Annotated in this window: 12 protein-coding genes and 1 pseudogene; 8 read left to right on the top strand and 5 right to left on the bottom strand. The window is 73.0% G+C overall.

The window, feature by feature from the left end:
- Positions 1–93: 93 nt before the first annotated feature.
- From ACN6LD_RS34180 to ACN6LD_RS34190, 3 genes are all read right to left on the bottom strand, one after another.
- Positions 94–1,050 carry a 3-oxoacyl-ACP reductase gene (locus tag ACN6LD_RS34180; RefSeq protein ID WP_445045193.1) on the bottom strand — a complete coding sequence of 319 codons (957 nt, stop codon included), beginning with the start codon at positions 1,048–1,050 and terminating at the stop codon, positions 94–96.
- A gap of 15 nt (positions 1,051–1,065) precedes the next feature.
- Positions 1,066–2,142, bottom strand: coding sequence for a Zn-dependent alcohol dehydrogenase (locus ACN6LD_RS34185; protein ID WP_319191769.1), 1,077 nt, complete (start codon positions 2,140–2,142; stop codon positions 1,066–1,068).
- A 112-nt stretch (positions 2,143–2,254) separates the two neighbouring features.
- Positions 2,255–3,112 carry a MaoC/PaaZ C-terminal domain-containing protein gene (locus ACN6LD_RS34190; RefSeq protein WP_445045194.1) on the bottom strand — a complete coding sequence of 286 codons (858 nt, stop codon included), beginning with the start codon at positions 3,110–3,112 and terminating at the stop codon, positions 2,255–2,257.
- Between the two features lie 452 nt (positions 3,113–3,564).
- Here ACN6LD_RS34190 and ACN6LD_RS34195 point away from each other — a divergent pair.
- The 3 genes and pseudogenes from ACN6LD_RS34195 to ACN6LD_RS34205 form a co-directional block, all read left to right on the top strand.
- Positions 3,565–4,836: pseudogene (locus tag ACN6LD_RS34195) on the top strand (sensor histidine kinase); the annotation flags it as partial.
- A gap of 419 nt (positions 4,837–5,255) precedes the next feature.
- Positions 5,256–5,888, top strand: a complete 633-nt coding sequence (locus tag ACN6LD_RS34200) for a response regulator transcription factor (RefSeq protein WP_319191779.1) — start codon at positions 5,256–5,258, stop codon at positions 5,886–5,888.
- Between the two features lie 31 nt (positions 5,889–5,919).
- Positions 5,920–7,467, top strand: a complete 1,548-nt coding sequence (locus tag ACN6LD_RS34205; protein WP_445045195.1) for a hypothetical protein — start codon at positions 5,920–5,922, stop codon at positions 7,465–7,467.
- Here ACN6LD_RS34205 and ACN6LD_RS34210 read toward each other — a convergent pair.
- The gene (locus ACN6LD_RS34210) at positions 7,464–8,114 is read right to left on the bottom strand and encodes a class I SAM-dependent methyltransferase (RefSeq protein WP_319191763.1); all 651 of its coding nucleotides are present in this window, start codon (positions 8,112–8,114) and stop codon (positions 7,464–7,466) included. The two genes, ACN6LD_RS34205 and ACN6LD_RS34210, sit on opposite strands and share 4 nt — an antisense overlap.
- A gap of 305 nt (positions 8,115–8,419) precedes the next feature.
- Entirely contained in the window at positions 8,420–10,162 is a 1,743-nt protein-coding gene (locus ACN6LD_RS34215) for an MFS transporter (protein WP_445045196.1), read from the bottom strand.
- Between the two features lie 299 nt (positions 10,163–10,461).
- Here ACN6LD_RS34215 and ACN6LD_RS34220 point away from each other — a divergent pair, with 299 nt between their 5' ends.
- The 5 genes from ACN6LD_RS34220 to ACN6LD_RS34240 all read left to right on the top strand — a co-directional run bounded on the left by ACN6LD_RS34220 (position 10,462) and on the right by ACN6LD_RS34240 (position 15,317).
- Positions 10,462–11,895 (top strand): MFS transporter, encoded by a 1,434-nt coding sequence (locus ACN6LD_RS34220; protein ID WP_445045197.1) that lies wholly within the window; start codon positions 10,462–10,464, stop codon positions 11,893–11,895.
- A 51-nt stretch (positions 11,896–11,946) separates the two neighbouring features.
- Positions 11,947–12,489: a SigE family RNA polymerase sigma factor gene (locus ACN6LD_RS34225; RefSeq protein ID WP_319191757.1), complete on the top strand. Its 543-nt coding sequence runs from the start codon at positions 11,947–11,949 to the stop codon at positions 12,487–12,489.
- Positions 12,489–13,316 carry a hypothetical protein gene (locus ACN6LD_RS34230; protein WP_445045198.1) on the top strand — a complete coding sequence of 276 codons (828 nt, stop codon included), beginning with the start codon at positions 12,489–12,491 and terminating at the stop codon, positions 13,314–13,316. The genes ACN6LD_RS34225 and ACN6LD_RS34230 overlap by 1 nt, the downstream gene beginning before the upstream one ends.
- 23 nt (positions 13,317–13,339) lie before the next feature.
- Positions 13,340–14,311 (top strand): N-acetylmuramoyl-L-alanine amidase, encoded by a 972-nt coding sequence (locus ACN6LD_RS34235; RefSeq protein ID WP_445045199.1) that lies wholly within the window; start codon positions 13,340–13,342, stop codon positions 14,309–14,311.
- A gap of 178 nt (positions 14,312–14,489) precedes the next feature.
- A complete protein-coding gene (locus tag ACN6LD_RS34240) occupies positions 14,490–15,317 on the top strand; it encodes a DUF5336 domain-containing protein (RefSeq protein WP_079041564.1) in 828 nt (275 codons plus the stop codon).
- Positions 15,318–15,390: the final 73 nt, after the last annotated feature.

Consider the following 15,390-nt stretch of genomic DNA (forward strand, 5'->3'; position numbering starts at 1 on the left):
GGGGCCCGGACGTCCATGGACGTCCGGGCCCCCGTGCGTGCAGTGCCCGCGTCCGGGCCCCGTGCGCACGCGCACCGCTTCTCGAGGTGGCCGTCAACCGCGTCGCAGGCCCAGCACCTCGGCCGCCGCGAACGTCTCGCCGTCCGGCCGGTCCGCGTAGTACCCGCCGAGGACGGCGTCCAGCTCGTCGAAGCTGAACGCGTCCTGTTTGCTGTCGAACTTCGCCGCCACCCGGGGCCGTTCGACGACCGCGACGACGCCCCCGTGCACGACGAGCAGCTGCCCGTTGATCCGCGCGGCGGCAGGTGACGCCAGGTAGCCGACGAGCGGCGCGACATGCTCGGGGGCGAGCGGGTCGAGCCCGTCGGCGGGCGGCTCGAAACCGGCGAAGACGTCCGCCGTCATCCGGGTGCGGGCCCGCGGACAGATCGCGTTGGCGGTGACGCCGTACTTGGCGAGCGCGAGGGCCGTGGAGGTCGTCAGGCCGACGATTCCGCCTTTCGCCGCCGCGTAGTTGGGCTGCCCCGCGGAGCCGGCGAGGAATGCCTCCGACGAGGTGTTCACGATCCGCCCGTACACCGGGGCGCCGGCCGCCTTGGAACGCTCACGCCAGTGCGCGGCGGCGAAACGGGTGGTGTTGAAGTGGCCTTTGAGATGGACCCGGATCACCGAGTCCCACTCCTCCTCCGCCATGGAGAAGACCATGCGGTCGCGCAGGATGCCCGCGTTGTTGACGACGACGTCCAGCGTGCCGAACTCGGCGATCGCCGCGCCGACGAGTTCGCGGGCCTGCCGGAAGTCGGACACGTCCCCGGTGTGGGCGAGCGCGGCGCCGCCCGCGGCCCGGATCTCCGCCGCGACCTCCTGCGCCGGCCCTGCCGATGCCTCGCCGGAGCCGTCACGGCCGGGCTGTCCGTAGTCGTTGACGACGACGGCCGCGCCCAGCCGGGCCAGTTCCAGCGCCTCGGCGCGCCCGAGCCCGCGGCCGGCGCCCGTGACGATCGCGGTCAGCCCCTCAAGAGGCCGTGACAGTGGCGATGACGGTGACATCCGGACGGCCGCCTCTCAGATCTCTATGCACGTACGGAGCGCCGCACCGGTGCGCATCTGGTCCAGCGCCTCGTTGATCTCGGTGAGCGCCACGCGGTGGGTGATCAGACCCTCGAGATCGATGCGGCCGGCCCGCCACAGGGCGATCGTCCGCTCGTAGGAGCGCAGGACGTCTCCGCCGCCGTACATCGAGGGCAGGATCCGCTTCTCGTCGAAGAACAGCTCGAACATGTTGAGCTGGAGGAAGTCGTCCAGGGCGCCCGCGCCGACGACGACGAGGGTGCCGCCGCGCCGGGTGTTCTCGTAGGCGGTGCGGGCGGTGGCGGAGCGGCCGACGACCTCGAAGACGTAGTCGAACCCCTCCCCGCCGGTGACCAGTTGTTTCGTGCCGGGCAGCTCGTCCGGTGAGACGGCCTTCGTGGCGCCGAACCGCAGGGCGGCCTCCCGGCGCGAGGCGACCGGGTCGACGGCGACTATTTCGGCGGCGCCCTTGAGCCGCGCGCCCTGGATCGCGGAGACGCCGACGCCTCCGCAGCCGATGACGGCGACCGACGAACCGGCTTCCACGTCCGCCGTGTTGAGGGCGGCGCCCAGTCCCGTGGTCACTCCGCAGCCGATGAGGGCGGCGATGTCGAAGGGGACGTCGTCGGGGATCGGGACGGCGCAGCCGGCGTCGACCACGACCTCCTCGGCGAAGGTCCCAGTGCCGGCGAAGCCGAACACGTCGCCGCCCGGGCGGCGGAAGTTGGGGGTGCCCGCGTTCATGAAGCCGGCCAGGCACAGCTCGGTCTGGCCGCGTTTGCAGGCGGGGCAGGCGCCACAGGCCGGCAGCCAGCAGACCACGACCCGGTCGCCGGGCTTCACCCGGGTGACGCCCTCGCCGACCTCGATGATCTCGCCCGCGCCCTCGTGGCCGGGCACGAAGGGCGCGGGCTGCGGCAGCACCCCGCCCATCGCGGACAGGTCGGAGTGGCACAGCCCGGTGGCCCGTACCCGGATCCTGACCCGTCCGGGGCCGAAGCCCACCGCCTCGACGTCGTCGTGGACCTCCAGTTTTTCCTGGCCGATCTCCTGAAGTACGGCTGCGCGCATGGTGCGGCTCCCCTCGGACCCCTGACGGGCGGTGTGACGGGCGGTTGGACGGGCGGTGTGACGGGCGGCGTCTTCTTGGCGGACCGTTCCCCTGCCGGGCGGGGTGGGTGGTTCAGGAGTGCTGGACGACGGTGTCGGCGAGGACCGCCGCGTCGTCGCGCTCGATCGCGCTCACGGCCGCCCGCACCTCGCCCGCCCCGCGCCACATCCGGATGCGCAGGGTTTCGCCGGGGTACACCACTCCGGCGAACCGCGTGGCGTAGGAGCGGACCCGGCCGACGTCGCCGTCGAGCAGGGTGTCGACGATCGCCTTCAGCGTGACGCCGTAGGTGCACAGGCCGTGCAGGATGGGCCGGTCGAATCCGGCGAGCTTCGCGAACTCGGGGTCGGCGTGCAGCGGGTTGTAGTCGCCGGAGAGGCGGTAGAGGAGCGCCTGGTCTTCGCGCAGGGCCCGCTCGATCGTCCTGTCGGGCTCGCCGGCGGGCGGCTCGAGCCGGGCGGACGGGCCGCGGTCCCCGCCCCAGCCGCCCTCGCCGCGGACGAAGATCTGGGCGTCGTTGGTCCACAGGGGCCCGTCAGTGTCGGCGACCTCGGTGCGCATGACGAGGACGGCGGCGCTGCCCTTGTCGTACACGCCGGCGATGCGTCCGGTGGCGGTGGCCCGGCCCTCGGCCGGGATGGCCCGGTGGATCTCCAGGCGCTGGCCGCCGTGCAGGACCCGGGCGAGGTCGACCTCGATGCCGGGCATGGACAGCGAGCTGATCACGCCGGGTGAGCCGGAGCCCGCGACGGTGGCGAAGCTCGGCAGGACGTGCAGCCGGGACTCCAGGGTGTAGCGCAGTTCGTCGGCGTCGGTGGCCGGGACACCCGCGCCGATGCCGAGGTGGTACAGCTGGACGTCCCGGCGGTCCCAGGCGATCTCGCCGGTCCGGGGTTCGGCGGCGAGCGCCTTGGCTGCGTCGATGGGCATGGAGCTCCTGATCGTTCGGATCCGTCGCGATCAACGGATCGCACGGGATCACAATCGGATCGTGTCGGATCGGTCCTGATCGATCGGATCGGCTGGTTCGATTGGATCACTGGATCGGCTGGTTCGATCGCGTCGTTCGGAGACCTCGGCACGGCCGTCCGCACCGATCGGCCGCACCGAGGTCGTCACGGGGCCGCGGAACCCGCCCGAGCGAGCAGATCTAGAACGCGTTCCAGCGCGGCGACCCCCTGTATAGCCCAGGCCTCCGGAGTTGTGAAGACACCTGACGGCATGTCAGATGCAGATGTCGGGCGCTGCGGCCGATGACATTTGTCCCGCACGGGTCCGTACATCCGGCTCTGCCGCGGACGACCCCGGAAACGTAGCGTCGGAGACACGCCGCCCCGGCATGATGGGCGGCCCACGGAAACGACGAACCGGGGGACACCACCATGAGGAGATCACCGGCGCGGTGGCGAAGCGCACTCGGCTGCCGGACGGCGGCCTGGCGCTCGGAGCTGCGGACGGGACGCGAGCGGCAACAGCGCTGGAAGGAGGACAAGAACCGCCGCAGGGCCGAGCTGAAGGCCGCCGGCAAGTCCGGGCGGGTCTCGGTCCCCGAGGACCCGGGTCCGCCGCCCAACGGCTTCTCCCTGTTGCCCTGGCTGCTGATGGGGATGGGCGCGCTCTCCCATCTCTTCCAGGGCGAGACGCCCAATCCGTGGATCGGCGGCCTCGGGCTGCTGACGTTCAACTCGCTCTACATCTACGTCGCTTTCCGTGCCTTCGCCAAGGAGAGCCGCGACGCGGTGTCCACACGGGTGGCGCTGGTGCTGCTGGCCCTCGTGACCTGCGCTCTCGCCCTCGGCTACGGCGGGAACTGGCTTTTGTTCTTCCCGCTGCTGGGCCTCGCGACGGGCGCGGTCCTGCGCGGACCCCGGCTGCGCGGGCTGGGCACCGCCGCGGCCGTCCTGGCGGGTGCGGTCTCCGTCGTCCACGACAGCTGGGGCAGCGCTCTGACCATCGCCTACGCCACCTGGCTCTCGACGATGGTCACGGCCGCGATCCTCTCCCTCTCCGAGGCGGTGCGGGAGCTGCGCGCCGCCCGCGAGGAACTGGCCCGGCGGGCGGTGGAGGAGGAGCGGCTGCGGTTCTCCCGTGACCTGCACGATCTGCTCGGCCACACCCTCTCGGTGATCGTGGTGAAATCGGAGGCGGCCCGACGGCTGGCGCCGCGCGACATGGACGCGGCGCTCTCCCAGGTCACGGACATCGAGGCGGTCGGCCGTCAGGCTCTGACCGAGATCCGCGAGGCGGTCACCGGCTACCGCGAGGGCAGTCTGGCCGCCGAGCTGGACCGGGCCCGCTCGGCCCTGTCGGCGGCGGGCGTCGAACCGACGGTGAACCGCTCCGGCCCGCCGCTGGAGCCGCAGACCGCCGCGCTGTTGGGCTGGGTGGTGCGCGAGGCGGTCACCAACGTCGTCCGGCACAGTGCGGCCACCCGGTGTGCGATCACGGTCTCCGGCGCCCCGGACCGGGTTCGGCTGACGGTGACGGACGACGGGGTCGGCCTCGGCGAGGACGAGGACGTCGAGGACTGCTGCGCACGCGGCGGCACCGGACTGACCGGGCTGCGCGAGCGTCTGGCGGCGGCGGGCGGCTCACTGACGGCGGACCGGGGACCGGGCGGCGGCTTCCGGATCACGGCGGAGCTGCCGGCGGACACCAGGGTGGACGCGGACACCCGGGCTGATGCGGACACCCGGGCTGACGCGGACACCCGGGCTGACGCGGACAGCGTCCCCTCGGTGGACCCTGACGGGGACGGGTACCGGGGCGAAGGCGGGGACACGGACCCTGGCGGGAGCGCGGCGGGGACGGTGTCCGACGAGAGCGCGGGGGCGGGCCCGGGCGCGAGGGACGACGAGCGCGCGAAGGGCAGCCAAGGAGAGAAGGCAGGCCTGGGCGCGAGGGACGACGAGAGCGCGAAGGGCAGCCGAGGGGCGCAGGCGGGCCTGGGCGCGACGGGCAGCCAGGGCAGCCGGTCCTCCGTCACGCCGGAGTCCTCGCACGGGGCGCGCTCTGTGGTCGGCGGCCCTAATCTTGGGCCGTGACCGAGATGCCGGGTGGGCCCGTGAACGAGATGCCCCGCGACCGACGCCCCGCCAAGTGCATCCGGGTGCTGCTCGCCGAGGACCAGGGAATGATGCGCGGAGCGCTGGCTCTGCTGCTGGGTCTGGAGGCCGACATCGAGGTGGTCGCGCAGGTCGGCGCGGGCGACCGGATCGTGGAGTCGGCCCTGCTCCACCGCCCGGACGTCGCTCTCCTCGACATCGAGCTGCCCGGCATCAGCGGCCTGGACGCCGCCGCCGAGCTGCGCGAGCAGGCGCCCGACTGCCGGGTGCTGATCCTGACCACGTTCGGCCGGCCCGGCTATCTGCGCCGTGCCATGGAGGCCGGAGCCGCCGGGTTCCTGGTCAAGGACGGCCCGGTGGAGGAGCTGGCGGAGGCGATCCGCCGGGTGCTGGCCGGTGAGACGGTCGTGGACCCGGCGCTCGCCGCGGCCGCGCTGGGCGCCGGCCCGAACCCGCTCACCGCCCGCGAGCGGGACGTCCTGAACGCCTCCGCCGACGGTGCGACGGTCGCCGACATCGCGGACAGGCTGCACCTGTCGGAGTCCACGGTCCGCAACTACCTCTCCTCCGCCATCGGCAAGACGGGCGTCCGCAACCGCATGGAGGCCATGCGCGAGGCCCGGCAACAGGGTTGGCTGTAGCGGTCCGGGCCGCCGCTGGCATAGTGCCCGCATGTCCTTACCGATACGGATCCTCGGGCGGGCGACCGGACCGTTGGCGTTGCTCACAGCGGCTTTCACCACCGCCGTGCTCACGACCGCCGTGTCCGCCACCGCCGTGTTCACGACCGCCGCCACCCCGGCCGCCGTAACCCCGGCCGCCGTAACCCCGGCCGCCGTACCGGTGGCGGTCGCGGCCGAAGGGGCCGGCCGGGTCGCGATGCGGTTCGAAACCGTGGGGACCTACGTCATGTACAGCGCCGACGAAGGGGCCGGAGCCACGAACGACGGCTTCGTCGTCCCGGTCTACGTCCAGCCGAGCAAGGGCGGCGAACCGGCCCGCAACGTCAGGGTGGTGATCGACGCGTCGGGGCTGGCAGGCGTCGCCAGGGTCCGTGACACGACGATGTGCGAGGCCGAGGGCCCGGTCTTCACGTGTGAGTACGGCGACCTGCAGAACGGCGACGGCGAGAGCTACTCCCCCCTCTCCCTCCGCGGCGTGGACGGCGTCGAGCCGGGCGACAGCGGGACGGTCACGTACACCGCGACCGCCGACAACGCGTCCGCCGTCACCGGCACCACCCGGATGACCGTCGGCGGTCCGAGGCTCTCCGCGCCCGGGGAGGAGAAGAACGTGAGCGGGCTGGCGCCGGGGAAGTCCGCGAACGTGACGGCACGCCTGGCCAACCACACCCGCTTCCCGGCGGATCAGGGCGTCGCCCTCCAGGTCGGCGCGTCGGAGGGGCTGACGCTCACCGCGCTGCACAGCAACTGTTTCTACGCGGGGCCCGCGCCCACCTCCGCATGGTGCACGTTCCCCACGAAGGCCGCTCCGGGCGCCGCCTACGCCGCCGACGCCCCGCTGGTCTACACCGTCACCGGGCCCAGAACGCTGACCGGAGAGGTGACCTACTCCTGGTCGTCCGCGCCGTCCAGGCCCGCCGGCCACACGGTGCGGGGCGTCGGCCCCCCGCTCGGCCTGGTCCGGACCTCCGCCCAGGACATCGGCGACAGCAGGGGCAGGGTCGCCGTGTCCACCACCGTGCAGGTCGATTACCGTCCGGTGACCGCGACCGTCCGGGGCCGCGTCGGCGACACGGTGCGCGTACGGCTCGGGCTGGAGGACCTCGGCCCCGGCCGGATGACGGGCGACGAGGAGCCGGGCCGTTTCGAGGTGGTCCCGCCCGAGGGCACCACGGTCACCTCCGTCCCGTACCGCTTCGAGGAGGACGGCGGGAAGTGGGCCTGCGAGCGGCCGGAGAAGCCCGGCGGGGCGTTCGTCTGCGACATCGGCCGCGACCCGTTCTTCGAGGTGCGGCACGAAGGGGGCACGACCGCCATCGACTTCCACATCCGCATCGACCGGCAGGTCGCGGGGGCGCAGGGCACCGTCCGCACGGTCAACCCGTACGACCGCAACCCGGCCAACGACGTCGCCGTCATCCCGCTCGACGCCTCGCCCGCCCCGCCGTACCGGTACGCCTGGGCCTGGGCCGCGGGCGCCCTGGCCGTCGTCGTCCTGGCAGTGGTGTACCGCCGCCGGCGGAGGCGGTCGCCCTAGACGCCCGCGCCGGTCCGTCGCAGCACCCGCAGCGAGCCGGTGTCCGAGACCTCCGTGAAGGCCCCTGACGCCAGGGCGCGCAGGTAGACGCGGTAGGGGGCCTGGCCGGTGAACTCGTCGACCGGGTCGGGGAAGACGTCGTGGATGACGAGGAGCCCGCCCTCGGCGACGTGCGGCGCCCAGCCCTCGTAGTCGGAGGCGGCGTGCTCGTCGGTGTGGCCGCCGTCGACGAAGACCAGGCCGAGGGGCGTGTTCCAGAACGCGGCGATCTGCGGCGACCGTCCGACCAGGGCGACGACGTGCTCCTCCAGACCCGCCCGGTGCAGGGTGCGGCGGAAGGCGGGCAGCGTGTCCATGAGACCGATCTCGGGGTCGACGGTCTCCGGGTCGTGGTACTCCCAGCCGGGCTGCTGCTCCTCGCTGCCCCGGTGGTGGTCGAGGGTGAGGGCGCTGACCCCGGTGCGGCGGGCCGCGTCCGCGAGCAGGATCGCCGAGCGCCCGCAGTACGTGCCGATCTCGAGCAGCGGCTTCCCGAGCCTGCCCGCCTCGACGGCGGCGGCGTACAGCGCGAGCCCCTCGTCGAGCGGCATGAACCCCTTCGCCGCCTCGAACGCGGCCAGGATCTCGGGCTGGGGCACCGCGGGCATGGGGGTCCTTCCGACGGACGAACGAATGAGCCCGCCCATGCTGCCCCACCCCGGGCGACGCGGGTGACAGGGGGTGCGGAAACGGCGTGGGGCGCCACGACCGCACCCCCCGTCGACCGCGCGACGGGGGGTGCGTGTGCGATGCGTGCGACGCGTGCGACGCGCCAGGGGGTGCGTGTGCGAGAGGAGTGCGCCGGAGCGCCGCCGCCCGAGCGCGGGCGTCAGACCAAGGCGATCACGCCGTGGCCGTCAGACCCTGGCCGTCGGACCGCGGCCGACAGACCGTGACGGTCAGGCCGTGACGGTCAGGCCGTGACGGTCTCGCCCGGGAGGGCCAGGTCCAGGTCCACCGGGCGGGCATCGCCCTCGTGGGTCGCGGAGCTCGCCAGGGGACCGTGGCCGACGGCCTTCGCGGCGAGGACGTAGGGCCCCTGGGCCGGGACGGCGAGGGCGTAGCTGCCGTCCGGCTCCGAGAGGGTCGCTCCGGCCTGACGGCCGCGGCGGTCGATGAGGGTGACCCTGGCGCGGGCGACCGGGACGCCGTGGGCGTCCAGCACCCGGCCGCGGAAGCCACGGAGGACCTCCTCAGCACGCTCCAGCACGGCGTCCTCCTCGCTGCTGGCGCGCAGCTGCGGGGCGTCCGAGGGGCGCTGCTGCCGGGGCAGGAACAGCGCGAGGACCAGGCCGATCGCGACGGCTGCGGTGGCGATCAGGAAGGAGACGCGGAAGCCGTGCATGGTCGGCACGGCGACGCCGCCGACGTCGTTCGCGGTGTTGGCGAGCACCATGCCGATGACGGCGCTGGACACCGACGTCCCGATGGACCGCATGAGGGTGTTGAGGCCGTTGGCCGCGCCGGTCTCGGAGGCCGGGACCGCGCCGACGATCAGCGCGGGCAGCGAGGAGTAGGCGAGGCCGATGCCCGCGCCGAGGACGACCGCGATGACGAGGCTCTGCCAGGCGGCGCTCATCAGTCCGAGGCCGGCGCCGTAGCCGATCGCGATGATCAGCATGCCGAGGATCAGGGTGACCTTGGGGCCGTACTTGGCGGACAGCCGGGCGTAGACGGGCGCGGTGACCATCATCGTCAGGCCGAGCGGCGCCACGAGCAGGCCGGCGACGACCATCGACTGGCCGAGGCCGTAGCCGGTGGCCTTCGGCAGCTGGAGCAGCTGCGGCAGGACCAGGGAGACGACGTAGAAGGAGACGCCGACCATGATCGAGGCCAGGTTGGTGAAGAGGACGGCCGGGCGGGCCGTGGTGCGCAGGTCGACCAGCGGGGCCTTCACGCGCAGTTCCATGACGCCCCACAGGACGAGGACGACGGCCGCGGCGGCGAACAGGCCGAGGGTGGTGCCGGAGGTCCAGCCCCAGTCGCTGCCCTTGGTGATGGGCAGCAGGAACAGCACGAGGCCTGCGGAGAGTCCGATCGCGCCGAGGACGTCGAAGGTGCCCTCCGCGCGCGCAGGGGACTCGGGGACGACGACGAGGGTGAGGACGATGGCGAGCGCGCCGAGGCCCGCGGCGCCGTAGAAGAGGGCGTGCCAGTCGGCGTGCTGGGCGATCAGGGCCGCGAGGGGCAGCGCGAGGCCTCCGCCGACGCCGATCGAGGAGCTCATCAGGGCCATCGCCGAGCCGAGCTTCTCGCGCGGCAGCATGTCCCGCATCAGGCCGATGCCGAGCGGGATCGCGCCCATGGCGAAGCCCTGGAGGGTACGGCCGGCGATCATGGTGATCAGGTCGCTGGTGAGCGCGCTGACCAGGGCGCCGACGACCATGACGGCGAGGCTGGCGATGAGCAGGCGGCGCTTGCCGTACAGGTCGCCGAGGCGGCCCATGATCGGGGTGGCCACGGCGCCGGAGAGCAGGGTCGAGGTCAGGACCCAGGTGGCGTTGCTGGGCGAGGTGCCCAGCAACTGGGGCAGGTCCTTGATGACCGGGACGAGCAGGGTCTGCATCACCGCGACCACGATGCCCGCGAAGGCGAGGACCGGGACCACGGCTCCGCTCGCCTCGCGGGTGGGCCGGTCGGTGGTCGTGTGCGTCATGAGGGGGTGCCTCCGGGCGGTGGTTCGGCGATTACATGGGAGCTGAACCTGTATGCACGGGCAACTATTCCGATGCTTCGGCGTACTAACGATTTCTTTATCTTCTCTTGACCCCGACTCCCGCCCACTCTTGACTCCGACTCCCCACCCGCTCTCGACCCCGACTCAGACTCCCGCCCCGCTCTCGACTCCGACTTCCGTCCGCCCTCGACTCCGACTCGCGTCCGCCCTGGACTCCGACTCGCGTCCGCGGACCTAGGTCGAAAAACCGATGCAAGGGGCACAACCCGGTTGAGACCATGACGCTCATGCTGGATACCGCCGCCACCGCCCGCGCCCGGAGATCCCCCCGCACCGCTCCCCCCGCCTGGCTGCTCGTGGCGCTCGCCTGCGCCGGACAGTTCCTCGTCGTGCTCGACGTCTCCGTGGTCAACGTGGCCCTGCCGTCGATGCGGGCGGACCTCGGCATGACCTCCTCCGGGCTGCAGTGGGTGGTGAACGCCTACTCCATGGCCTTCGCCGGTTTCATGCTGCTCGGCGGCCGGGCCGGCGACCTTTACGGGCGCAAGCGGATGTTCCTCACCGGGCTGGCCCTGTTCACCCTGGCCTCGCTGGCCGGCGGCCTGGCGCAGAGCGGCTGGCAGTTGCTGCTCGCCCGGGCCGTCCAGGGGATCGGCGCCGCGGTGCTGGCCCCTGCCACCCTGACGATCGTCACCGCGGCCGTGCCCGAGGGCGCCGCGCGGGCGCGGGCCATCGCGACCTGGACGGCGGTCGGCGCGGGCGGCGGGGCCGCCGGCGGACTCGTCGGCGGGGGGCTTGTCGACCTGCTGTCCTGGCGCTGGGTACTGCTGATCAACGTGCCCGTCGGCGTGCTCGTGCTGGCCGGCTCGCTGCGCTGGCTCGCCGAGAGCCGGGCCGGGGACGGACGGCGCCTGGACCTGCCGGGCGCGCTGCTGGTCACGGCCGGCCTCGCCACCCTGGCCTACGGCATCTCGCAGACCGAGTCCGAGGGATGGGCGGCGCCGGCCGCCCTCGTGCCGCTGGCCGCCGGGCTCGCCCTGGTCGCGCTGTTCCTCGTGGTGGAGGCCAGGACGGCGGCCCCGCTGATGCCGCTCGGTCTGTTCCGGCTGCGGACGGTGTCGGCGGCGAACGCGGCCATGTTCGTGAACGGCTCGGCCATGTTCTCGATGTGGTTCTTCCTCACCCTGTACCTGCAGAACGCGTTGGGCTACACCCCGCTGGAGGCGGGGCTGGCGCTGGTGCCCAGCTCCCTGGCCATCGTCGTCGGCTCCAAGATCGCCCCCCGGCTGATGCGCGCCACCGGGGCCCGCACGGTGGCCGTGCTGGGCACGCTGCTGGCGGCGACCGGGTTCGGCTGGCAGTCGACGATGCGGATGGACGACGGGTACGTCGCCGGGATCATGCTGCCGGGCGTGCTGATGATGCTGGGCGGCGGCCTGGGCTCGACCCCGCTCGCCTCCCTGGCCACGTCCGGGGCCGCGCCGGGCGAGGCCGGGCTGGTGTCCGGCCTCGTCAACACCGCCCGCACGATGGGCGGCTCGCTGGGCCTTGCGGTGCTGTCGGCGCTGGCCGCCTCCCGCACCGCGGGCCGCGGCACTCCGCAGGCGCTGACCGAGGGGTACGCCCTGGCGTTCCGCACGGGCACGGGGGTGCTGCTGGCGGGGGCGGTGCTGATGCTGCTGTGGCTGCCGCGGAGAAACCCGGCCCGCTGAGGCAACGATCCGGGCCTCTCATGGCCTCCTTTGAACATCTAGGAGGTGCTCATGGGGGATCGGGAGCAGGACAGGGCCACGGAGTTCCAGGCTTTCGTCGTAGGCCGCTGGGCTCGGCTGATGCGCACGGCTTTTCTCCTCACGGGGGAACAGCACGCCGCGGAGGACCTGGTCCAGTCGACGCTGGAACAGGTCTACGTCGCCTGGCGCAGAGTCGGCGCGGCGGACGAGCCGGAGGCGTACGTACGGCGCGTGATGATCAACGCCCACGCCCGCAGGCACCGCAGGAAGCTCCGCGAGCTGCTCGCCCCTAGGGACGACGGGCCGGGGCTCGCCCATGAGACCCCGGCCCCCGGCGACCTGATCGCGCGGGCCGACGACCGGCAGACCCTGTTGCGGGCGCTGGCCGCGCTGCCGCCACGGCAGCGGGCGGCGGTGGTGCTGCGCTACTGGGAGGACCTGACGGAGACGCAGACGGCCGAGGCGATGGGCTGTTCCGTGGGCACGGTGAAGAGCAACGCAGCCAAGGGGATCGCGAAGCTCCGCGCCATACCGGAACTGGCGGACGGCGTGATGTACGGAGGGCGGAAGTGATGGGCGCGGACCGGGAGACGAACCACGACATGGCGGCACACGACATCGCCTTCCTGCTGGCCGGCGCCGCGGACGGGGTGGAGATCGGCATAGCCCCCACCCAGGCGCTGATCCGCGGCGGCCGCCGGCGCAGAGCCCGCCGCTGGGCGGTCGCCGCGGCCACCGCCCTGGTGGTCGTCGGCTCGACGGGGGCGCTGGCGGTCACCGGACTGCCGGGCGGCGATGGGGACCGGGCGACGCCCGCGGTGACGGAGCGGGTCGCCGAGACGCCGACGCCGTTCCAGCCGCACAACCGGGTCACCCTGGCGAGCGGCACGGACGGGGGCCAGGAGTGGCGGGTCACCCTCGACGTCTGGCCGGCGCCGATCGACGTTCAGGACGCCAGGGCCACCATGAACGCGATGGCGGAGTACGACCAGTTTCCCGCGGGCGTGGGCACGGCCGCCGATCTGGTCGGCAAGAGCGCCTACTTCGTGCACCGCAGCATCGGGGAGGAGGCGACCGCCCGCACGGTGATGGCGCTGCACGGTCTGACCGGGAAGGGCGACGCCCTCTCGGGCGAGAAGGTCTACGCCCTCGCGTACCGGCTCGGCGCCTACGGCGAGAAGTCCGAGCGGCTGGTGATCGGCCAGGTGGCCAAGACCGCCCGACAGGTGACGTGCACCTGGAAGAACGGCACGAAGACCGTGATCGACAGGGTCCCCGCGACCACCGGCGTCCGCGCCGACGCCCCGACCGTCCGCACGGTCGACAGCTCCCCGTACAACTGGTTCGTCTGCCTCGCCCCCCGGGGCACCGAGTACGCGTCGGCGGAGGTGACGCGCTAGAGGCGCCCGCTAGGGTGGCAGGCGTGTCGTACCCAGGCCCGCACTCCGACCCCGCCGACCCCTTCGGGCCGTCCGGCCGCCTCGGCTCCCCGCAGCCGCGCCGTTCGCGCCTGCGGCGTCCTCTGACGGTGGCGCTGACGTTGCTGGTGCCCGGGGCGCTCCTGGGGTGGCTGGCGTACGAGGCACTGGGCGCCTCGGGAAGCGGGGGCACGGGAGGCGGGTCGGCCGGGACGGGCGCCTCCTCGAGCACCCGCGCAACGGTCCCGGCCGGCGGGGACGCGAAGCCGAACACGCCGGCCGCGTCGCCGAGCCGGGCGGCCGCTCCTCTCGAGGGCAAGGTCGTCGTCGTCGACCCCGGGCACAACCCCGCCAACGTCGACCACCCCTCCGAGATCAACCGCAAGGTCGACATCGGCACCAACTGGAAGGAATGCGACACCACGGGCACGTCCACGAACGCGGGTTACAGCGAGGCGAAGTTCACGCTGGACGTGGCGCACCGGCTGCGCACGCTGCTCCAGGAGCAGGGCGCCACGGTGAAGCTGACGCAGGACGCGGACCGGCCGTTCGGCCCGTGCGTCGACGAGCGTGCCCGGATCGGCAACGCGGCGCACGCCGACGCGGTCGTGTCGATCCACGCGGACGGCGCCGGGGCCGGGCAGCGCGGCTTCCATGTGATCCTGCCCGGCACGGTGCACGAGGGCCTGGCGGACACCCGGGCCGTCGTCGCTCCGTCGAAGGCGCTGGGAAAGCTGATCGCGGGCGACTTCGCCCGCTCCACGGGCACTTCGCCGTCCAACTACGTCGGCGACGGCACCGGTCTCGTCACGCGTGAGGACCTGGGCGGTCTCAATCTGTCAACGGTTCCCAAGGTGTTCATCGAGTGCGGCAACATGCGCGATACCAAGGACGCGGCGCTGCTGACCAGCGGCGCCTGGCGGCAGAAGGCTGCGCAGGGGATCTCTGAGGGAATCGTGAGTTTCCTGCGCGGGTAGTGATCAGGGCGCTGATCCCGGCGGACAGGGCGATCGTGCGGACGATAGTGTCGTTCTTACGATGAGGGGCCACCCCCGCGCTTCACACCGGGGCCTGACGGCGACATGGTGACAGCGACGCCTCTACCGCTATGTGCATGCGTGTACCGACGACGAGACGACTGACGAAGGACCTGAAGTGAATATCCGCTCCCTCACTCGAGGCGACGGCGTGGTGATCGGAGCAGCGGTATTGCTGTTCATCGCGTCGTTCCTGGACAACTACTCGATCGACGGGATCCCCGACAGCTACGACCTGCCGAACCTCTGGGGCAGCGGGCCTGTCCTGTTCAGCGTCGTTCTCGCGGGCATCATCGGCGCCGCACTCGTGGTCGTCAGCCGGGCGCTTCCGCAGCCGCCGAAGGTGGTCGGCCTGGAACTCCGCCAGTTCGGTGTGGCCTTCACGGTCTTCGCCGCCTGGAGCGCGCTCGGCAACATCTTCGACCCGTCCGGCGGTTACGACAACGTCGGTGACAGCTCGAACAGCCCCGACGCCGGCGCGGGCCTGATCCTGGCCCTGGTCGCCACCCTGCTGCTCGCCGCTGCCGCTGTCGCCACCCCGCTCGTCCCGGCCCTGCAGGCCGCTCTCGTCCCCGCGCCCAGGCCGCAGGCCCCGCAGCCGTACGGCGCGCAGCCGCCCGCCGGTTACGGCTACCCGGGCGCCCCGCAGCCGTCGGCGTTCGGCGGTCAGCCGCAGGGGCAGCCCGGCCAGCCGGGTCCGCAGTCGTTCGGCGGCGGCCAGCCGGCTCCGGCGCAGCCGTCCGGCGGGGACTTCTCGCCGTTCTGGTTCGCCGTGCCGGTGCCGCGTCCGCTGTACGCGGAGGACGGCGCGCCGACGCCGATCGCCGAACTGGCCCCCGGCACCTGGTACCTGGCCGTCGAGCAGGGCGCTCAGGGTCTCGTCGCCCAGACGCAGGACGGCCGGCGCGGCGTTCTGCGGGACGCCTCCGGCATCCAGCGCGGCTGAGCCCCGCTCCGCACCACGGCGTGCACGGCCCCTCGCCCTTCCGGGCGGGGGGCCGTTGTCGTACAGTCGCCCT

The organism is Streptomyces sp. SAS_272, from assembly GCF_052543235.1.